Source organism: Ruegeria sp. F12 (genome assembly GCF_056533885.1).
Window position 1 is genome coordinate 246,676 of sequence record NZ_JBQFOV010000001.1, and the last position, 18,695, is coordinate 265,370.

At 60.4% G+C, this 18,695-nt stretch carries 19 protein-coding genes; 10 read left to right on the top strand and 9 right to left on the bottom strand.

Annotated features, from left to right (window positions below):
- The first annotated feature begins 51 nt into the window (after positions 1-51).
- Positions 52-459: a DUF1499 domain-containing protein gene (locus ACR0CA_RS01275; RefSeq protein WP_480897226.1), complete on the top strand. Its 408-nt coding sequence runs from the start codon at positions 52-54 to the stop codon at positions 457-459.
- Here the strand turns inward: ACR0CA_RS01275 and ACR0CA_RS01280 are convergent.
- Positions 400-687 (bottom strand): hypothetical protein, encoded by a 288-nt coding sequence (locus ACR0CA_RS01280; RefSeq protein WP_170774443.1) that lies wholly within the window; start codon positions 685-687, stop codon positions 400-402. The two genes, ACR0CA_RS01275 and ACR0CA_RS01280, sit on opposite strands and share 60 nt — an antisense overlap.
- Before the next feature lie 63 nt (positions 688-750).
- Here ACR0CA_RS01280 and prfA point away from each other — a divergent pair, with 63 nt between their 5' ends.
- The 3 genes from prfA (at position 751) to ACR0CA_RS01295 (ending at position 3,461) form a co-directional block, all read left to right on the top strand.
- On the top strand, positions 751-1,806 hold the full coding sequence (gene prfA / locus ACR0CA_RS01285) for a peptide chain release factor 1 (protein ID WP_480857331.1): 1,056 nt from the start codon (positions 751-753) through the stop codon (positions 1,804-1,806).
- On the top strand, positions 1,803-2,648 hold the full coding sequence (gene prmC, locus ACR0CA_RS01290; protein ID WP_480897228.1) for a peptide chain release factor N(5)-glutamine methyltransferase: 846 nt from the start codon (positions 1,803-1,805) through the stop codon (positions 2,646-2,648). The genes prfA and prmC overlap by 4 nt, the downstream gene beginning before the upstream one ends.
- A 237-nt stretch (positions 2,649-2,885) precedes the next feature.
- Positions 2,886-3,461 carry a DUF4167 domain-containing protein gene (locus tag ACR0CA_RS01295; protein ID WP_170774436.1) on the top strand — a complete coding sequence of 192 codons (576 nt, stop codon included), beginning with the start codon at positions 2,886-2,888 and terminating at the stop codon, positions 3,459-3,461.
- Positions 3,462-3,516: 55 nt separating this feature from the next.
- Here ACR0CA_RS01295 and rsmA read toward each other — a convergent pair whose 3' ends face one another.
- The 5 genes from rsmA to lptG all read right to left on the bottom strand — a co-directional run bounded on the left by rsmA (position 3,517) and on the right by lptG (position 9,909).
- Positions 3,517-4,359, bottom strand: a complete 843-nt coding sequence (gene rsmA, locus ACR0CA_RS01300; protein ID WP_480897229.1) for a 16S rRNA (adenine(1518)-N(6)/adenine(1519)-N(6))-dimethyltransferase RsmA — start codon at positions 4,357-4,359, stop codon at positions 3,517-3,519.
- Between the two features lie 81 nt (positions 4,360-4,440).
- On the bottom strand, positions 4,441-5,406 hold the full coding sequence (gene pdxA, locus ACR0CA_RS01305) for a 4-hydroxythreonine-4-phosphate dehydrogenase PdxA (protein ID WP_170774433.1): 966 nt from the start codon (positions 5,404-5,406) through the stop codon (positions 4,441-4,443).
- Positions 5,403-6,656, bottom strand: coding sequence for a peptidylprolyl isomerase (locus ACR0CA_RS01310; protein WP_480897230.1), 1,254 nt, complete (start codon positions 6,654-6,656; stop codon positions 5,403-5,405). The genes pdxA and ACR0CA_RS01310 overlap by 4 nt, the downstream gene beginning before the upstream one ends.
- A complete protein-coding gene (locus tag ACR0CA_RS01315; RefSeq protein WP_480897231.1) occupies positions 6,647-8,809 on the bottom strand; it encodes an LPS-assembly protein LptD in 2,163 nt (720 codons plus the stop codon). Before ACR0CA_RS01315 ends, ACR0CA_RS01310 begins: the two co-directional genes overlap by 10 nt.
- Entirely contained in the window at positions 8,809-9,909 is a 1,101-nt protein-coding gene (gene lptG, locus ACR0CA_RS01320; RefSeq protein WP_480897232.1) for an LPS export ABC transporter permease LptG, read from the bottom strand. Before lptG ends, ACR0CA_RS01315 begins: the two co-directional genes overlap by 1 nt.
- Before the next feature lie 231 nt (positions 9,910-10,140).
- Here lptG and ACR0CA_RS01325 point away from each other — a divergent pair, with 231 nt between their 5' ends.
- Genes ACR0CA_RS01325 through ACR0CA_RS01335 form a run of 3 tightly spaced genes read left to right on the top strand, consistent with a single transcriptional unit; the run spans position 10,141 to position 13,149 of the window.
- A complete protein-coding gene (locus ACR0CA_RS01325; RefSeq protein ID WP_480897233.1) occupies positions 10,141-11,607 on the top strand; it encodes a leucyl aminopeptidase in 1,467 nt (488 codons plus the stop codon).
- A gap of 4 nt (positions 11,608-11,611) precedes the next feature.
- The gene (locus ACR0CA_RS01330) at positions 11,612-12,070 is read left to right on the top strand and encodes a DNA polymerase III subunit chi (RefSeq protein ID WP_480897234.1); all 459 of its coding nucleotides are present in this window, start codon (positions 11,612-11,614) and stop codon (positions 12,068-12,070) included.
- Between the two features lie 32 nt (positions 12,071-12,102).
- Entirely contained in the window at positions 12,103-13,149 is a 1,047-nt protein-coding gene (locus ACR0CA_RS01335; protein ID WP_480897235.1) for an aldo/keto reductase, read from the top strand.
- An 88-nt stretch (positions 13,150-13,237) separates the two neighbouring features.
- Here the strand turns inward: ACR0CA_RS01335 and ACR0CA_RS01340 are convergent, their stop codons facing one another.
- Positions 13,238-14,224, bottom strand: coding sequence for a GlxA family transcriptional regulator (locus ACR0CA_RS01340; RefSeq protein WP_170788710.1), 987 nt, complete (start codon positions 14,222-14,224; stop codon positions 13,238-13,240).
- A 131-nt stretch (positions 14,225-14,355) separates the two neighbouring features.
- Between ACR0CA_RS01340 and bcoG the strand changes: the two genes are divergently transcribed.
- From bcoG to ACR0CA_RS01355, 3 genes are read left to right on the top strand one after another with little or no spacing between them, the layout of a single operon-like run.
- Positions 14,356-15,270, top strand: a complete 915-nt coding sequence (gene bcoG / locus ACR0CA_RS01345; protein ID WP_480874148.1) for a 3-dehydrocarnitine:acetyl-CoA trimethylamine transferase BcoG — start codon at positions 14,356-14,358, stop codon at positions 15,268-15,270.
- A gap of 48 nt (positions 15,271-15,318) precedes the next feature.
- Positions 15,319-16,800, top strand: a complete 1,482-nt coding sequence (locus tag ACR0CA_RS01350; RefSeq protein WP_480897236.1) for a carnitine 3-dehydrogenase — start codon at positions 15,319-15,321, stop codon at positions 16,798-16,800.
- Entirely contained in the window at positions 16,797-17,558 is a 762-nt protein-coding gene (locus ACR0CA_RS01355) for an SDR family oxidoreductase (protein ID WP_170774412.1), read from the top strand. Before ACR0CA_RS01350 ends, ACR0CA_RS01355 begins: the two co-directional genes overlap by 4 nt.
- Here the strand turns inward: ACR0CA_RS01355 and ACR0CA_RS01360 are convergent.
- Both ACR0CA_RS01360 and ACR0CA_RS01365 read right to left on the bottom strand, forming a co-directional pair.
- Positions 17,555-17,737, bottom strand: coding sequence for a hypothetical protein (locus tag ACR0CA_RS01360; RefSeq protein ID WP_480897237.1), 183 nt, complete (start codon positions 17,735-17,737; stop codon positions 17,555-17,557). The two genes, ACR0CA_RS01355 and ACR0CA_RS01360, sit on opposite strands and share 4 nt — an antisense overlap.
- Positions 17,738-17,808: 71 nt before the next feature.
- Positions 17,809-18,669 carry a helix-turn-helix domain-containing protein gene (locus ACR0CA_RS01365; RefSeq protein WP_480865691.1) on the bottom strand — a complete coding sequence of 287 codons (861 nt, stop codon included), beginning with the start codon at positions 18,667-18,669 and terminating at the stop codon, positions 17,809-17,811.
- Positions 18,670-18,695: the final 26 nt, after the last annotated feature.

Consider the following 18,695-nt stretch of genomic DNA (forward strand, 5'->3'; position numbering starts at 1 on the left):
CTTGCCGGGCGCTGAGAACCAAATAGGTTCTGCGGAAACACGAGGTTCAGGATGAAGAAGATGGTCGTTTGGGTGCTAGTCGGGGCTGTTGTGGCTCTGTGGGTTTATATCCGTCTCGCACCCTCTGACCCTGCCCAATGGCATATGCCGCTGACTGCAACGGCGGATACGGATATGCAAGGCGGTGTTGTTCGCATCGTCGAAACCGGGCCGGAAGGTCTTGCCCGACTGGACGACATCGCGCAGGCCACGCCGCGCACTACCGTGCTGGCCGGGTCGGTGGATGAGGGGATGATCACCTACATTACCCGCAGCAAAGTGATCGGCTTTCCCGACTACACCACGGTCCAGCAAGACGGCGATACCCTACGCATCCATGCACGCCTGCGCTTTGGGCGATCAGATTTTGGGGTAAACCGAGACCGAGTTGATGAGTGGCTTGCTGCGCTCCAACCCTGAGGACAAACACCCCTCGGACACCTCGCGCCACATTGGCACGTTCAGCGACATCTGACACTGTGCCATGAACATGCGGCCATCGACCTGCAAGCAGATCATCTCACCCAAATCCACGCGTGCACCTGATTTGTCTGTGCAATAGCAGTCGCGCACCTTGCCGTCCGGCCCGACGTAATCCGCCATGGCAGGCACCGCAAACAGCGATAAAACGAAAACCAACCCCTTCATGTCGGCTATCTTAGCACAAGCTCGGCCCTTGACCAAAGCGGCATATTAGGGGACACCGCCCAGATGATCCCCGAAGAACGCCTTGAGCAGATAACCCAGCGATTCCAATACCTCGAAGCGGCCATGTCCGATGGTGCCTCGGGTGGAGATATTGCGGCCTTGGCCAAGGAGTATTCGGATCTCAAGCCCGTGGTTGATCAGATCATGGCCTGGCGGCAGCTGCGGGCCGATTTGGCCGAGGCCGAGGCAATGCTGGCCGACCCCGACATGAAGGAACTGGCCGAAGAGGAAATTCCTGATCTTCAGGCCCGTATCCCGCAAGCAGAACATGCGCTGCAATTGGCGCTGTTGCCCCGAGACGAGGCCGACGTACGCCCAGCGATGCTGGAAATCCGACCGGGCACGGGTGGGGACGAGGCCGCATTGTTCGCAGGCGATCTGTTGCGCATGTATCAGCGTTACGCCGAGGCGCGCGGCTGGCGGTTTGAGATCATCGAAGAACAGGCCTCCGATCTGGGTGGCATCAAAGAGGTGGTGGCCCATATCAAGGGCGAGAACGTCTTTGCCCGGATGAAGTACGAATCCGGCGTGCACCGGGTGCAGCGCGTGCCCGAAACCGAAAGCGGGGGGCGGATTCATACCTCGGCAGCCACCGTGGCCGTTTTGCCCGAGGCTGAGGATGTGGACATTCAGGTCGACGCCAATGACATCCGTATCGACACCATGCGCAGCTCGGGCGCGGGGGGACAGCATGTGAACACTACCGACTCGGCGGTGCGCATTACCCACCTTCCGACCGGGCTGGTTGTGACCAGTTCCGAGAAATCCCAACACCGCAACCGCGAGATTGCTATGCAGGTGCTGAAAACGCGCCTCTATGACTTGGAGCGCCAGCGGATCGACAGTGAACGCTCAGCCGATCGGGCCAGTCAGGTGGGGTCCGGGGACCGCTCTGAGCGGATCAGAACCTATAACTTCCCGCAGGGCCGCATGACGGATCACCGCATCAACCTGACGCTTTATAAGTTGGATCAGGTGATGCAGGGCGACTTGGACGAAATCATCGACGCGCTCACCGCTGACGATCAGGCGCGTTTGCTGGCCGAGATGGCACAATGAACGGGCCGCAGACAGCGGCTATGGCGATGGTTGCCGCGACGGCGCGGCTGCGTGCGGCGGGGGTCGATGATCCGGCGCGCGATGCACGTGTTCTGCTTGCCCATGCCGCCCGGATCGAAGCCAGCCGTGTCACCCTGATCGCGCCCGAAGAATTGGCGCCGGAAATCGCCGAACGCTATGATCAGCTGATCGCGCTGCGGGCCATTCGTGTCCCGGTGTCGCATCTGCTGGGCGAGCGTGAATTCTATGGCCGTCGGTTCCGTGTCAGCCGCGATGTTCTGGACCCACGCCCCGAGACAGAGACCTTGATAGAAGCCGCCCTGAGCGAGCCGTTCGATCACGTTCTGGACCTGGGCACAGGTTCGGGCTGTATTCTGATCACTTTGCTGGCTGAACGCACCAGCGCGTCGGGCGTTGGCGTTGATCTGAGTGAATCGGCCTGCCTGCAAACCAGTGCGAATGCCGTGCATCACCAGGTACAAGACCGGGTGGAAGTTCTTCAATCTGATTGGTTTGGAAACATTGAGGATCAATACGACCTTATTGTCTCGAATCCCCCGTATATTTCGCTGTCCGAAATGGAGGCACTGTCCCCGGAAGTGCGCGAGCATGAACCGCGCATGGCTCTGACCGACGAAGGGGATGGGCTTGGGGCGTATAGACGCATCGCCGCCGGTGTGCCTGATTTTCTATTACCGGGCGGGCGGTTGCTGGTGGAAATTGGCCCGACGCAGGGCGCTGCCGTGGCGGCGCTTTTTGATGCGGCAGGTTTGTCTGAGACGCGCGTTATTCCTGATCTGGATGGGCGTGACCGCGTCGTTTTCGCCAGAATGCCGCAATGACGACACGTTCTGAGGCCGATTTCTGCCGATTGATGTAAAAAAGCAGCGAAAAATGGGACAAACCCCTTGTCTGAACCTGCCGGACATGTTTACTCAAGAATAGTCAGCGAGGTTGACGCCGTTACAGCGCGCCCCTGACGCCAAGCCCAAAAAGTCGACATCGCGTCACAGCTAAAGCCTTTGAGCAGTGTACGTCGCGAGGTGATCGACATCGTAAGACAAGGCTGACGAAAGTAGATGAGATCTTCCAAATCCCGCTCGCGGGCCAAGAATAACCGCAATCGTCCTTCTGGCGGCAACGTTGTAAACCGGGTCTTTGACAGCTCGGGGCCGGAAGGCAAAGTGCGCGGCACGCCCCAGCAGATCATTGACAAGTACAACCAGCTTGCCCGCGATGCGCAGCTGTCCAACGACCGTGTGGCCGCCGAGAATTTCCAGCAACATGCCGAGCACTACCTGCGCCTGCTGAGCGAAGCCCAACGCGAGATGGAAGCCCGCCGCGAAGAGCAAGAGCGTCAGAACCGCGAACGCCAGGCCGAACGTGACCGCGAGCGCGCCGAGCGTCAGGAACGTGAAGCCGCCCGTCAAGCCGACCCGGCAGAGGCTCCGCAGCCTGATGTGATGGGGTTCGCGCCCGAAGATGCGGCACCTGAATCCGGTCTGGTGGAGACACCCGAAAGCAAAGGCGGCGACGCCGCACCTGAGAAGAAAGAAAAACCGGCACGCAAGCCACGTGCGCGCAAGCCCAAGGCCGCGCCCGCAGCGGAAGAACCCGCTGCCGACAAGGGAGACGCCCCGGAGGCGGCTGAGTAATCGGTTTGAATAGCAAAGTTAGGCCTCGGGTTTCGACCCGAGGTTTTTTTGTTTCTTAGGGCTGCTTCACTGCACGAGCCAGAGCGCAGAAGGCTTCCAACGGGACCTGTTCGGCCCTTTCGGTGGGTTCTATGCCAGCAGCGCGCAACCTGTCTTCGATATCGGGGGCGACGCCTTTTAACGAGGCGCGCAGCATTTTGCGCCGCTGGTTGAAGGCTGCCGCGACGACGCGGGACAGGGTGGCTGCATCTGCCGGAAAACGAGGCTCGGGCAGGGCGGCCAGGTGGACCACCGCGCTGGAAACTTTTGGGGGTGGCGTAAAGGCACCCGGCGGCAGGGACATGGCGATCCTTGCCTCGGCCCGCCATTGCGCAAGGATGGCAAGGCGGCCATATGCTTTGCTGCCGGGTTGGGCGACGATCCGCTCGGCCACTTCGCGTTGGAACATAAGGGTGAGGCTTTGCCAGAACGGGGGCCACTCCGGCGGGGTCAGCCAGCGCACCAGCAATTCAGTGCCCACATTGTAGGGCAGGTTCGCGGCAATGCGAATGGGGGGCGCCAGGTGGGCGAGCGGATTGATTTCCAGCGCATCGCCGTTAATGATCTCAAGCCGGCCCGGATAGGCGGTTGCGATCTCGTTGAGAGCGGCGATGCAGCGGGTGTCTTTTTCGACGGCGACGACTTTACGGGCGCCTTCGGACAGAAGCCCACGGGTCAGGCCGCCGGGACCGGGGCCGATTTCCAGCACGTCACATGTAGTCAGATCACCGGCCTGACGGGCGATCTTGGCAGTTAGGTTCAGATCCAGCAGAAAATTCTGACCCAGAGATTTGCGGGCCGAAAGCTGGTGTGCAGCGATGACTTCGCGCAGTGGGGGAAGGGTGTCGATGGCGCTCATGATCCGGTTACCGTGGCGCGGGTTGAGGCGGTGCGCCAGTTTTTTTGCCTCCGGCGGGGATATTTTCAGCCAGGTGAAGGGTCAAGTGCTTTGCGCCATGCGTTGAGCGAGCTTCAGGGCCTCGATCAGGCTGGAGGGGTTGGCGATGCCTTGCCCGGCGATGTCCATGGCGGTGCCGTGGTCGGGTGAGGTGCGGATGAAGGGTAGTCCCAGTGTCACGTTCACGCCGCGGTCGAAGTCCAGCGTCTTGATCGGGATCAGCGCTTGGTCGTGATACATCGCGATAGCTGCGTCATAGCGGGTGCGGGCGGCGGCGTGAAACATGGTGTCGGCCGGGTGGGGGCCGGTGACCGTGTAGTCATAGGTAGGCAGCCTTTCGATCAGGGGGCCGATCCAGTCCAGTTCCTCATGTCCCATTTTGCCGCCTTCGCCTGCGTGAGGGTTGAGGCCCGCGATGGCGATGCGAGGGTTCGGGATACCGAATTGGGTGCGTAGGCCATGCGCGGTGATCTCGATCGTGTCTTGCAGGAGGTCAGGGGTCAGTTCCGCCGGGACGCGGGACAGCGGAATGTGGATCGTTGCGGGCACCACACGAAGCTGGTCGCTGGCCAGCATCATCACCACCCGTTTGCAACCAGAAAGCGCCGCCAGAAACTCGGTATGGCCGGGATAGGCGAAACCGGCGCCGTCGATCAGTGCCTTTTTGTGGATCGGTGCCGTACACAGCGCGGAGGCCGCACCGGATTGGACCAGGGATACGCCAAACTCGATTGCATCAATGACCCCTGGCGCGTTGGCGGAGGCAGGGCGGCCGGGAAGAGCGGATTCGGGAAAGTCGAGCTGTAGGACGGGCAGGGCCGTGGCGCTAAGTTTCATTGCCTCGGCCGGATCCGAAATTTTTGCGGTCGGGGTCCCGCCCGGCAAATGCGCTGCGTCTCCGATGAAGAAGAACGGGCAGGTGTCGCGCAGCTCGGCCCAAGCTTTTGCTGCGATTTCCGGGCCGATACCGGCCGGGTCACCGCAGCTTAGCGCGATAGGGGCTATCATTGCTCGACGATCGTGGCGTCGGCGCGCAGCTGCTCCAGAAGGCTTTCGGAAAAGGCTTGCAGGCGCTGCTGCGTCAGGGCGTTGGCGACGTCTGCCCGCGATGTTTCTTCTCCACGGTCCAGTGTGCGCGTGCACAGCATCAGGAAGCGCAGTGTCTGACCATTGTTGCTGGTCAGGGTGGTGGATACCTCGTTGAGGTCCAGCTTGGCCAGTTCCAGCGCTATATCGCGCGGAATCTCGGCTGGTGCGGCCTCAATCCGTTCCAGAACTTCTGGGGGCTGATCCTGTGCGATACCGTAGAGATCGTCGCAGGTATCGACCTCTTCACGCAATTCGGCTGCGCGCGCGAGGGTTGCCGGGCTGCGTCCGCCTGGCAGATTGTAGATTGCGTAATCGATCTTGGAGTACTGTGGCGCGGCTGTTGCGCTTTCCCGGATTCCCCGCATCTGAAACAGTGCGACGGCGTTGGACAGGGATATGGGTTGGGTGATGTCACCGGTCTTCAACCCAAGAATAACCGGCTGCAATGCAGGCGGAAGCTCGGTCAGGTTCAACCAGTCCAATTGACCGCCATTGGTGCGGGTGCCGGCGGCCGAATATTGCGTTGCCGCCGCTGAAAAGGCATCGAACCCTTCAACCAGAGCGATTTCGTCGGCCAACAATTGCACTTGCGGCAGAGTCTGCGGTGTCACGGGGATGATGATTTCGGAGAGTAAAACCTGAAGGCCGCCGCTGCCCGATTGGCCCAGGGCACGGTTAATCTCATCCTCGGTCGGGCGCGCTTGCGAGATAAACCGGGCGCTGATGAAATCACGCCACGAGAGTTGGTCGGCGATAAAATCACGTACGGTTTCACGTGATACCCCGGCATCAGCAAGGAGTTGCAGGAATTCATCGCTGGAAAGCTGGCCGCGTGCTGCGAACTCGTCAATACCCAGTTGAACGGCCTCGGGGTTGGCCGAGATTCCGGCCTGACGCATGACCTGTCGGCGTAGACGGTCATCAATAAGGGCCTGGCGGACTTCTTCGTCTGATGCGCCCGGCGCGCCCAGAACGGTCAGGAATTGCTGGCGCTGATCCAGTTCGTACCAGGTTACGATATCCTGATTGACCTTGATTGCAGGCGAGAACAGGCTTTGGGCCTGCGTTTGCGGAGCGACGAAAGCAAGGACAAGCGCGGTCAAAACCGGAGCAACCGGTTTAAGCCAACCGGAACGAAGGAAACTTGAGAAACCTGGAATCAACTGCATCTTCTCTTGAACTGTTGGCCACTGCCTTCAACGGAATATCCCGTCAAAGCTACGGTAAAGCCGAATTCTGTCGAAGGCTCAATACTTGATGACGAAGTAAAGCGCCTGCTGACACTCATGTTAACTTGTACGCATTCGTTGCGGTAGGTGACGCCAAGCCCGTATCGGATCGGCTCGGATTCACTAATATCATATCGGGCGAGGGCCTGGGTCAGCCAGTTTTGGTCGATTGTATAGCGCCCGTCCAAACGTATTTCCGATATCTCGTCGTCGATATTTTCATCCGGGTCGGGTTCTTGCCAGACGTAACTTCCTACGATCCCAACGGTTTCCCTTTGCCAGGCCGCGCGCATCTCGGCCTTGGCGAAGCTGAAATCGCCGTTCAACAGACCGCGCCCCGCGAGGGACCAACCATTGGCGGTTTGCAACTGCCCGGCCAGCAACAGATCGGACGAGGTTCCCTGCAAGCCCGAGGTCAGGTTGAACTCGGGGTCTGCATCTGCGCGATAGACCTGCCCGACTGTAACCAACGCACGGCGACCATTGCCCGCATATCGGGACCAGTTGAGCCCGAATACGCCCGTGACCCCATCCTCGCGCCTGTCGGGTGCGGGAAAGCGCGATAGGGACAAAAGGTTCCCTTGGTCGAATTCCTGAAAGGTGCTTTCATCCAGCGGCACATCATTGGTCGAAACCTGGGTCCAACCGACCTGCGCAATCGGCTCCAGCACCTGTGTTGCCCCGCTTTGTTCGCGGCGTGCCATCGGATAGCGCAGGGTCAGCGCGGCGCGCGGCGTGGTGCGCGTCACCTGATCGGGAAAATTGCTGTCATGGCGAATGTTGAATGTGTCCACAGACGCACCCAGTTGCGCGTCGGCACGCAGCCCGGATGCAAAAGTCCAGCTGCGAAGCCATTCCGCATCGAATGTCGCCCGTGCGACGTCGCGGCCCAGCACGTCTTCGTCGCTGGTGCGCTCATGCGCGTGGGTCTCGACGCCTAGCCGTACTTCGCCTCCGACCGATTTGGGAAACAGGCGTTTCTCGTAGAACAGATCGAAGATGCGCGATGGGATTTCATCCTGATCTTCACTGTCGCGCAGGGTTTTGAAGTGGATAAAGCTGGTGCGGAATGCGGTATCGCGCTCGTACCGTTCCAATGCAATTTCACTGCGCAGGCGGTCGAATTCGGGCAGGCCATAATCGGCCAGATACGCGTCGTCCGACGTGGTTTGCAGGTTGAAACTGAGCAGATATCCGTCGTTAAGCCCAAAATATCCGTTTGCAAATAAGAACCCGCGATCCTCACCGGGTTCCAGATCGTCACGTGTATACGCGCCATCTATTTCGATCCGCCCCCGCTTGAACGCCTGCCGATAACGATAGCCCAGCGTTTTGGTTTCGGGCGAGATATAAGGCGTTAGCGTCAGATCCCGGTGATCACCCAGCTTGAAGAAATAGGGAACCTGAACCCCGGTCCCAAGCTGCGACGTCGTGCGGATCGACGGCACCAGAAACCCCGTGGCGCGGTCCAGCGTCGGATCGGGAAGGCGCAGATAAGGAAAGTAGAAGACAGGCAGGTCCAGAATCCTGAACTGTGCGCCTTCGAAATATAGTTGCCGCTCCAACTGGTCATGCGTGACTTTCCGCGCCCGGATCTGCCAAAGAGGCGGCCTGCCGTCCGAACAGATATGACAGGATGTGGCCGAGACCTTGTCGAACTGCGTATACCGTCCGCCCGCGCGTTTGGCCTGAACGGATGCAATCTGCACCTGCTGTTCGAACACCATCCGCGCACCTATCAGCAGGCCGTTTTGGATGCCGCTGTCCAACGTGGCCGAATCCGCCAGAATCGTGGTTGTCCCGGCCTGATCAATGCGCACGGGGCCTTCCAGATTCAGCTCGCCGGTGTCGCGGTTATACGTGATCCGGTTGGCGGTGACTTTGGCGTCGCCCTGAAACGCCTCGACATTGCCCTCAGCCACCAGAACGCGGTCGGGGGTGATAAAGATCTTGTCGGCCACCAGCAACGCCGGTTCATCCTGTTGGTCCTGATCCTGCACTGGGGCGGCTGTGGGCTGTGCTTGCGCTGTCGCAGCTACGGGCAGTGTGAGCGCGACGGCACCAGACAACAATAAACGCGCGAAAAGACGCATCAGCCGTCCTCCGCGTGTAAAAGGAGGCCGAGCGACAAAAGAATGGCTGCAAATGGCGGAGCCCAGGCCGCGACGAAGATAGGCAATTGTCCGTTTTCTCCCAGAATTTGGGCAAAGTTTCTTACGAAGTAGATGGCGAACCCCAGCAAAACCGCCGACAGTACGGCGATCCCGGTGCCTCCGAACCTTACATGGCGCATTGTGAAGGCGGCCCCGATCAGGACCATTGCCACTAGAAAGAAGGGCCGGGCAAGCTGAACTTGCAGCCAGACCTCATATTGTTTGGTCGAAAACCCCGCTTCACCCAAATCGCGGATCAGTTCTGGCAGGTCATAGACCGACACGGATCCCTGATCGCCCAATGTATCCAGAATACGCTGACGGGTGAGCGAGGTCGGAATCTCCAGCCTTTCATGCTCTGTCGCGTTGGTTTCAGGATTGACGCCTTGGATCAACGGCCAAACCTTTGCGTTGCTGAGGATCCAATTCCCGTCCTTAAGCTCAGCCGCGTCTGCCTGGATCTGCTGGTTCGGTGTCCCGTCAGGTGAAAAGGTGATGATCGTCACCTCGTTCAGGACCAAAGTGTTCCCATTCGCGGTGCCCCGCGCGTGGATCACAGACTGTCCATTGCGCGAGCCCTGACGCAGCCACAAGCCCTCGCTGCTGATCGAAAAGGCCGAACTTCCGTTATTGCGATAGCTATCGGACAGGCGTTGATACTCCTCAGACGTGGCAGCTGCGATGGGGTTCAAAAGGGCGACCGCTCCGGCGCCGATGATCAGTGCCAGCGTCGCCGGGGCCAGTAGCGCCCGAATGCCTGATCGGCCCGTGGCACGGGTTACCACCAGTTCCGAACTGCGGGCCAGACCGACAAACAACGCGATGGTCGACAGGATCATCAAAAGGGGCAGCATCTCGCTGATAGCAGCGGGGGTATTCAGAAGGGTCAGATGCAGCAAACGCCCGAAGGACAGGTCTTCGTCGTCAAAGCGGCGCACCTGTTCGATCAGGTCGATCAGAATCAGCAGGGTTAGGAAAATCGCGCCGATGACTAAAAAACTCTGCATGAAGCGGCGGGCGAAGTAGCGGTCGAGGATCATAGCACCCATCCTGCCGGACCAATATTTGTGGGAGGCAACGGGTCGGACTCACCGCGGGCCGCGCTTATATGCGACGGCATATGCCTGCCCCGTCTTACCACTGCACTCTCCCACCAACCTGCCGGAATTTTTTCGCGACTGTACTGCAAATGCCTGTCGGGGAAAACTGCTATCTGGTCAAGCCGGGCAGCCCGGGCTAGGTCTTGGGAAACAGATTTTCAGGAGTTCGCTATGAGCAGTCTTATCCCGATCCAGTTTCAGTCTTTCGACATCGACGCAATGGCGCAGGCCGAAGGGCGCGTGGCGATCATCATCACGGACGATGGAAAGATGGGCCCGGCGGCACGACGCGCCAATCGTCTGACCCGTGGCGCGGTCGCACGACTGGTGGAAAGCGAACGCTTCGGCAAGGTGAAAAGCGGTGACGTGATCACGCTGGCTTGGCCCGGAGGAATGGTGGCCGAGGCACTGGACATCCTGATTCTGCCCCGCCGCCCTGATCCGGCCGAGGCCCGCAAGGGCGGTGTTGCGCTGGCCAAACTGGCGGGCGGCAAAGCGCTATTGGTCATGGCGGCGAACCAGATTAGGACCGAGGAACTGGCCCTTGGTATCGCCCTTCGCAGCTATGATTTCGATGCGCACAAGACAAAAGATGCCGACGCGGCCGCTCCGGTCACGATCGCGCATCAAAAACCCGATGAGGTCGAGGTGGCATTTGCGCCGCTCTACGCCATTGCCGACGGCGTGCGGATGACGCGCGACTTGACCAATGAGCCTGCAAACGTTCTGACAACCACCGAATTCGCCGATCGCTTGGTCGAAATGCAGGAACTGGGCCTTGAGGTCGAGGTTCTGGAAGAGGACAAGCTCGAAGAGCTGGGGATGCGCACATTGCTGAGCGTCGGCCAGGGTTCGGTCAGCCCGTCGAAGGTTGTGGTGATGCAGTGGAACGGTGGCGACAAAGGCGATGCCCCGCTGGCGCTGGTGGGCAAAGGCGTTGTGTTCGATACCGGCGGGATTTCGTTGAAACCTGCGGGTGGCATGGAAGACATGACCATGGATATGGGCGGCGCAGGAGTTGTCGCGGGCACCATGCGGGCGCTGGCCAAGCGCAAGGCCAAGGCCAATGTGGTCGGCCTTGTCGGGCTGGTCGAGAACATGCCCTCGGGCAATGCCACACGTCCCGGCGATGTGGTCAAGTCCATGAAGGGCGACACGGTCGAGATCATCAACACCGATGCCGAGGGCCGTTTGGTTCTGTGCGACGTGATGTGGTACGCGCAAGAGCGGTTTAGCCCCGTGGGCATGGTCGATCTGGCGACCTTGACCGGTGCGATCATCATCGGTCTGGGGCATGAGAATGCGGGGGTCTTCTCGAACAATGACACGTTCTGCGATGCCTTCCTGAAATCCGCCAAGGCCGAGGATGAGGGCGCGTGGCGGATGCCGCTTGGCCCGAAATATGACGAGATGCTGAAGTCGCGCATCGCGGATATGAAGAACGTGGGCGGACGGCCTGCGGGTTCGATCACGGCGGCGCAGTTCCTGCAGCGTTTCGTGAAAGAAGAAACGCCGTGGATTCACTTGGATATCGCCGGTGTGGCCTCGGTCGCGTCCGAGACGTCCTATGCGCCCAAAGGGGCAACAGGATGGGGCGTGCGGGCGCTCAGCCGGTTTGTGCAGGACAATTTCGAGTAATCGGATGGGGGCTGTCTATTTCTACCACCTGACCCAACGCCCGCTGGAGCACACTTTGCCGGCGTTGCTGGACAAGGCGCGTCAGGCCGGGTGGCGGATTGCCGTGCGGGGCACTGATCCCGCACGGATGGACTGGCTGGATGAAAAACTGTGGCTGGGGCCCGAGGATGGGTTCCTGCCGCATGGTCTTGCGGGAGGTCCGCATGACGCGGATCAGCCCATCTTGCTAACCATCGGCCCGCAGGCTGGCAACGATCCAGCTTGTGTGATGGCCGTTGACGGTGCTTCTGTTGCCCCGGACGAAGTGAACGAGTTGGAGCGGGTATGCATCCTGTTCGACGGCAATGATGAACAGGCGGTGCAGCACGCGCGGGGGCAGTGGAAAGCACTGACTGACGCAGGTTGTTCGGCGCAATACTGGTCCGAGGCTTCGGGTCGATGGGAGAAGAAGGCCGAGGCTTAGGCCCTGCCGTACAGATTTCAGGAGAGTGATAAATGGAAATGAAGCCTTTGGGCCGCACCGGCATCATGGTGACCGATCTATGTCTTGGGACCATGACATTCGGAACCCAGACATCCGAGGCGGACGCCCACATTCAGATGGATATGGCGTTGGAGGCCGGGATCAATTTCGTCGACGCAGCCGAGATGTATCCGGTTAACCCGATCTCGGCCGAAACGGTGGGGCGCACCGAAGAGATCTTGGGGAACTGGAACGCGGCAAACCCGTCGCGCCGCAGTGACTATGTGCTGGCGACCAAACATTCAGGAGCAGGGTTTACGCATGCGCGGAACGGGGCTCCAATCTCTGCCCAAACCATTCCAGAGGCGGTCGAGGGATCCCTGCGGCGGTTGAAGACGGACTGCATCGACCTTTACCAATTTCACTGGCCAAACCGGGGCAGCTACATGTTCCGCCAGAATTGGACCTTTGCGCCGGCAGGTGACAACACCGACGAAGTGCTGGCCAACATGCAGGAGTGTCTGGAGGCGCTGCAGGTGCAGGTGAACAAGGGCAATATCCGCGCCTTTGGCCTGTCCAACGAAAGCGCTTGGGGCACCGCGCAATGGTTGCGCTTGGCTGAGGCAGGGGCGGGGCCACGGGTGGCTTCGGTTCAGAATGAGTATTCACTGCTTTGTCGGCATTTCGATACCGATATGGCCGAGTTGAGCGTGCATGAGGATGTGGGATTGATGGCGTTCTCACCTTTGGCTGCGGGGTTCCTGACTGGTAAGTATCAGGGCGGTGCGGTGCCCGACGGATCGCGCATGTCGATCAATGCCGAGATGGGTGGGCGCAAGTCAGATCGTGTGTTTGACGCGGTTGCGGCCTATCTTGATATTGCAGATCGGCATGGGCTGGACCCGGTCCAGATGTCGCTAGCATGGTGCCAGACACGGAAGTTCATGTTGTCGGCAATATTCGGGGCCACGACGGTCAAGCAACTGGAACGTATCCTTGCGGGTAAGGATCTTGAGTTGTCCTCGGAAGTTTTGAGCGAGATCACCGCGGCCCATCGCGCCTTTCCGATGCCGTACTAGGTTTCGCGGTGGGTCGGGGGCTCTGCCCCCGCCGCCCTTTACGGGGGTCTCCCCCGGGATATTTTTGGCCAGATGAAAGCGGATCCGGTCAGTGATGGGTGGGGTGCGCGCGTTCTTGTCTTAGGTCACGGGCCGACAGGCCGTGGGCCGTGCGGAAGGCGCGGGCGAAGCTTGATTGCGAGGCAAAGCCTGTGGCCAGTGCTACGTCCATCAGCGGCATGTCAGTATCTGTGACCAGACGGCGGGCCTCGGCCAGGCGCAGTTGCAGGTAGTGGTCTTGCGGCGTGGTGTTCAGGCGCAGGCGGAATTGCTGTTGCAGGGTGCGGGGGCTGGTACCCAGTGTCTCGGCTATGTTGGTAAGCGGCAGGGGGTCATCCAGCGCGGATTGCATCAGGCTGTTGGCTTTGGCCGTCAGCGCTGTGTGGCGGTGTGGGGCGCCGGTGCGGCTTTGCGGTTTGCTGGGGTCGGGCGCGCCGTCATAGAGGAATAGGCCCGAGACGCGTGCGGCGAAGCCTGCGCCGTGGCGGGCGGCGATGATATGCAGCATCATTTCGACCGCTGGGATTGCGCCGCCTGAGGTGAGGCGGTTTTGTGAGACAGCGAACCGGTCGGGGCGGACGTCGACTTCGGGGAAACGGGCTGCGAAATTATCCAGATCTTCCCAATGGGTTGTTGCGGCGTGGCCGTCCAGCAGGCCTGCTTCGGCCAGTAGCCAGGGGCCTCCGTCGATGCCTGCCATTGTGGCGCCGGTGTTTGCGATCCGGCGTAGTCCAGCCAACAGACTGGGGGTTGCGTGGCGCGCCAGTTGGAAGCCTGCGACCACGATCATCAGGTCGCAGCTTTGCAGGCGCGCCAGCGGGATACCCGGTACGGTCAGTGCGCTGGTCAGCATCGCGGGCTCAGGCGTGGCAGTGACATAATCCCAGTCAAAGGCGGGGCGATCGGCCAGACGGTTGGCTGCGCGCATGGGGTCTACAGCGGATGCAAAACTAAGCGTGTTGCAGTCGTCCAGCACCAGCACAGCCGTTTTCAGGGCGCGATGTTCGGGTTGGAGGATGTTTTTTGCGGATTTCATCAAGTTCGATTCGCATTCTGGCAAGTGTTTCCACAAGGCTGCGTCAGAGTCGCAGGCAACGCAAATCGATTGCCGGGGAGAAGTCTGGGGAAAACTCAGGGCAAAACCGGGTATAAGCTGGGGAGAACGCCATGCCTTTGGAAATGAACCGCGAAGTATTTGTCACCTGTGCCGTGACCGGCTCGGGCGGAACGCAGGATCGCAGCCCGCATGTACCGCGCTCGCCGCAGCAGATTGCCGACAGCGCGATTGCGGCGGCCAAAGCAGGGGCGGCGGTGGTGCATTGCCATGTGCGCGACCCCGAGACCGGCGCACCCAGCCGACGGCTGGACCTGTATCGCGAGGTGACAGACCGGATTCGCGACGCGGATGTCGATGTGGTGCTGAACCTGACGGCCGGGATGGGTGGGGATATCGTGTTCGGCGGCGTCGAGAGCCCGTTTCCGGTGGCTGAGGGCACCGACATGATCGGCGCCTCCGAGCGCGTCGCACATATCGCGGAATGTCTGCCTGAGATTTGCACGCTGGACTGCGGCACCATGAACTTTGCCGAGGCGGATTACGTCATGACCAACACCCCAGGCGCGCTGCGGGCGATGGGGCAGATGATGACGGATATGGGTGTGAAGCCCGAGATTGAGGCTTTTGACACCGGTCATCTGTGGTTCGCCAAACAGTTGGTGAAAGAGGGAATTCTGGAGCCGAACGCTCTGGTTCAGCTGTGTATGGGCGTGCCGTGGGGCGCGCCGGATGATCTGAATACGTTCATGGCCATGGTGAACAATGTGCCCGACGACTGGACGTTCAGTGCGTTTTCGTTGGGGCGGAACCAGATGGCTTATGTGGCGGCCTCGGTGCTGGCAGGCGGCAACGTGCGGGTTGGGTTGGAGGACAATCTGTGGCTGGACAAGGGTGTTCTGGCCGAGAACTGGCAGTTGGTCGAGCGTGCGGGGACCATTATCGAGAATATGGGCGCGAAGGTCATTGGGCCTGCTGAGGTGCGCGAGAAGCTGGGTTTGACCAAGCGTGCGCCGGCGGCGAAATAAGCGCGGATTGGGGGCCTGCCCCCAAACCCCCGGGATATTTTTAGCCAGATGAAGAGGCGGATCGACGTGAAAACAGCGGCAATCATTGGTGGTGGTGTGATCGGCGGCGGTTGGGCCGCGCGGTTTTTGCTGAACGGGTGGGATGTTCGGGTTTTTGACCCTGATCCTGAAGCTGAGCGCAAGATTGGGGAGGTTCTGGACAATGCGCGGCGTTCGCTGCCGGGGCTGAGTGATGTTCCGTTGCCACCCGAGGGTTCTCTGAGTTTTCATGAAGATATGGTTGAGGCCGTGCAGGGCGCGGAGTGGATTCAGGAAAGTGTGCCCGAGCGGTTGGATCTTAAGTTGAAGGTTTACAAGGGGTTGCAGGAGGCGTGTGATCCGGGCGCGATCATTGGCTCGTCGACCAGCGGGTTCAAACCTTCGGAATTGCAGGAGGGTGCGTTACGGCCCGAACAGATCGTTGTGACGCATCCGTTCAACCCGGTGTACTTGCTGCCACTGATCGAACTTGTACCGACGGACAAGAACCCGTCCGAAATGGTCGAACGCGCGCAGGGCCTGCTGAAAGCCGTGGGGTTCTTCCCTCTGCACATCAAGAAAGAAATCGACGCGCATATTGCTGACCGTTTCCTTGAGGCGGTCTGGCGCGAGGCGCTGTGGCTGGTCAAGGACGGCATCGCCACCACCGAAGAGGTGGACGAGGCGATCCGTATGGGGTTCGGCATCCGCTGGGCGCAGATGGGTCTGTTCGAGACCTATCGCGTGGCGGGGGGCGAGGCCGGGATGCGGCACTTTATGGCTCAGTTTGGGCCAGCGCTGAAATGGCCCTGGACCAAGCTGATGGATGTGCCCGAGTTCACCGATGAACTGGTCGATATGATCGCCGATCAGTCGGATGCGCAATCGGGGATGCATACGATCCGCGAACTGGAGCGCATCCGCGACAATAACCTCGTGGGCATGATGCGCGCGCTCAAGGCGCAAAACTATGGCGCGGGGGCGGTGCTGAACCAGCATGATGCGATGCTGAAACCCGGTGCGTTGCCTACGATCGATCAGGCTGATCTCAGCCAACCGATCCTGACCTTGTCGCGCGCTGTGCCGCTGGATTGGACGGACTATAACGGCCACATGAACGAGGCGCGTTATCTAGAGGCCTTTGCCGCTGCTACCGACCGGTTCATGGAGGTTATTGGCTGCGACGCGGACTATATCGCCTCGGGCGGCAGCTACTTCACCGCTGAAAACCACATCCGCTATGTGGATGAGGTTCATGCAGGCGCAAAGATACAGGTGCGCACGCAGATGCTGTTGGGGCAGGGCAAAAAACTGCACGTTTTCCACAGTATGTATGAGGGCGACAAACTGCTGGCCACGGGTGAAAGCTTTCTGCTGCATGTCAGTCTGGACACCCGCCGTCCAAGTGCTCCGTCGCCACAGATCGAGGCGGCCATGGCCCGCATTGCCGAGGCGCAGGCCGGGTTGCCTTATCCCGAAGGCGCGGGGGCGGCGATCCGTAAACCTGCATGAGCGGGCGGGTTCTGATCACGGCCGGGGCCTCGGGCGTCGGCCGGGCCATGGCCGAGGCGTTCGACGCCGTTGGGGCGCAGGTCTGGGTCGCCGATCTGGATGCGGAGGCGTTAAGCGCGTGCCCAGAGCATTGGAAACGGTCGCAGGTGGATGTGGCGGATGAGCCCTCGGTTGCCGCCCTGTTCGCCGAGATTGCGGCGCAATGGGGTGGGCTGGATACGCTCTGCGCCAATGCCGGGATCGCCGGACCGACGGCGTTGGTCGAGGATGTGGCGCTTGACGAATGGCGTGCCTGTCTGGCGGTCAACCTAGAGGGGGCGTTTTTATGCGCGAAATACGCGGCACCGATCCTCAAGCGTCAGGGCAGTGGGGCGATCATCATCACTTCGTCTACGGCCGGGCAATACGGATATCCCAATCGCGCGCCCTATGCAGCGGCGAAATGGGGTGTCATCGGACTGGCCAAAACGCTGGCGATGGAACTTGGCCCTCACGGCGTGCGTTGCAATACGATCTGCCCCGGCGCGGTCGAAGGCCCCCGGATGGAGGGCGTTCTGGCCCGCGAGGCCAATGCCAAAGGCATGACCCGCGATCAGGTGTATAACGGCTATGCCGCAGGCACCTCGATGGGGCGGTTTGTCGAGGGGCGCGACATTGCCGATATGGCCGTGTTTCTGGCGTCAGACGCGGCGCGGCTGGTTTCTGGGCAAGTGATCGCGGTGGACGGGCATACCGTCAACCCCGACCCCAAGATTTAGCCCTGATTGGGACCACGAATCTGGCGGATGGTCTGGCGGACCGCCTGCCAATCCTGTGCCTGTTTCATATTCCCGGCGGCCTCGCATTCACGCATCTTCTGCGCGGCTTCAGCCTCGGCTCTGTCTCCGTGGGCGGAATATAAGGCCCGTGCGTATTGGGCGGTTTGCATTGCGTCCATTCCTGTGCTCCTCCGTTCATAATCGGAATGCGAAAGGGTTCGCGCCCAGTGACGTTAGCACAGGATTGAGTTCAACGCATACTGTCGCGTAGCGCGCGCAGATGGCCGGGAAAATCCCGCGCGGTGACGTCGGCCTCGCGGACCAGAGTGTCAAAATGGCGGGTGAACGTTTCGATCCGATCACGGTCGCGGAACGCCATATAGTGGCTGCCCGCATAGAACACGCAGAGCAAGGGGCCAAAGATCGTGACTGGTGCCGAATAAAGCCTTTTTGCATCAAACAGATAGATGCGCAGGCGCGGGTAGAGTTGGTCGCACAGAGCAAGTAGATGGTCGATCTGATCCTGACGTGTTTGCAGATCCAGCCCTCGGTAGTACCCGGATGCGCTTGCGAAGCTTTCGATTTCAAACAAAGGCATGGCAATTTCGTAGTCCGACTGCGCTCGGCGCATCCAGGTCAACCGGTCCTCAGATGCGCCGATGGCCTGATCTGCCGTCCGCCCCAGATGCGGTGCATACTCCCATTCCAGCACGGCGCGGGTCTTTAACATGTCCGGCAAAGTCGCTGGAACGTAACGGATTTTGTATCCGGCGGCCTCTTGATGCCATTCGAATATCCGCTCATCCACCAACGCGCGGGCGGCCTCAGTCACAGTTAGCGCACCCGCCAAAAGTTCAGCCGCGCTTTCGGGTCGGTCCGAGAGCGACAGGAGCCAATCCGCCGAAACTCCCAGCGCTGACGCGCAGCCGCCAACGACATGCGCATTCGGCAAACGAGCGCCATCGCCGGTCAGAAGTTGCGACACGGTCGAGCGATCTACGCCGATGTTTCGCGCCAGAGCACTTTGGCTCACGTGCCGCTCCTCCATCGCGCGGGCAAGGCGGAGGCGGAACTGTGCGGCACGGTCTCGTTTGTCGATATTTTCGGACATGTGTTTGGTTTTATCACAGATGATGA

Coding starts and splice junctions, on each gene's coding strand:
- ACR0CA_RS01330 (WP_480897234.1), top strand. CDS start 11,612: ATGGGGGCTGTCTATTTCTACCACCTGACCCAACGCCCGCTGGAGCAC.
- ACR0CA_RS01340 (WP_170788710.1), bottom strand. CDS start 14,224: ATGAAATCCGCAAAAAACATCCTCCAACCCGAACATCGCGCCCTGAAA.
- ACR0CA_RS01335 (WP_480897235.1), top strand. CDS start 12,103: ATGGAAATGAAGCCTTTGGGCCGCACCGGCATCATGGTGACCGATCTA.
- prmC (WP_480897228.1), top strand. CDS start 1,803: ATGAACGGGCCGCAGACAGCGGCTATGGCGATGGTTGCCGCGACGGCG.
- ACR0CA_RS01355 (WP_170774412.1), top strand. CDS start 16,797: ATGAGCGGGCGGGTTCTGATCACGGCCGGGGCCTCGGGCGTCGGCCGG.
- bcoG (WP_480874148.1), top strand. CDS start 14,356: ATGCCTTTGGAAATGAACCGCGAAGTATTTGTCACCTGTGCCGTGACC.
- ACR0CA_RS01365 (WP_480865691.1), bottom strand. CDS start 18,669: ATGTCCGAAAATATCGACAAACGAGACCGTGCCGCACAGTTCCGCCTC.
- ACR0CA_RS01275 (WP_480897226.1), top strand. CDS start 52: ATGAAGAAGATGGTCGTTTGGGTGCTAGTCGGGGCTGTTGTGGCTCTG.
- rsmA (WP_480897229.1), bottom strand. CDS start 4,359: ATGAGCGCCATCGACACCCTTCCCCCACTGCGCGAAGTCATCGCTGCA.
- lptG (WP_480897232.1), bottom strand. CDS start 9,909: ATGATCCTCGACCGCTACTTCGCCCGCCGCTTCATGCAGAGTTTTTTA.
- ACR0CA_RS01295 (WP_170774436.1), top strand. CDS start 2,886: ATGAGATCTTCCAAATCCCGCTCGCGGGCCAAGAATAACCGCAATCGT.
- ACR0CA_RS01360 (WP_480897237.1), bottom strand. CDS start 17,737: ATGGACGCAATGCAAACCGCCCAATACGCACGGGCCTTATATTCCGCC.
- ACR0CA_RS01310 (WP_480897230.1), bottom strand. CDS start 6,656: ATGCAGTTGATTCCAGGTTTCTCAAGTTTCCTTCGTTCCGGTTGGCTT.
- pdxA (WP_170774433.1), bottom strand. CDS start 5,406: ATGATAGCCCCTATCGCGCTAAGCTGCGGTGACCCGGCCGGTATCGGC.
- prfA (WP_480857331.1), top strand. CDS start 751: ATGATCCCCGAAGAACGCCTTGAGCAGATAACCCAGCGATTCCAATAC.
- ACR0CA_RS01280 (WP_170774443.1), bottom strand. CDS start 687: ATGAAGGGGTTGGTTTTCGTTTTATCGCTGTTTGCGGTGCCTGCCATG.
- ACR0CA_RS01315 (WP_480897231.1), bottom strand. CDS start 8,809: ATGCGTCTTTTCGCGCGTTTATTGTTGTCTGGTGCCGTCGCGCTCACA.
- ACR0CA_RS01325 (WP_480897233.1), top strand. CDS start 10,141: ATGAGCAGTCTTATCCCGATCCAGTTTCAGTCTTTCGACATCGACGCA.
- ACR0CA_RS01350 (WP_480897236.1), top strand. CDS start 15,319: ATGAAGAGGCGGATCGACGTGAAAACAGCGGCAATCATTGGTGGTGGT.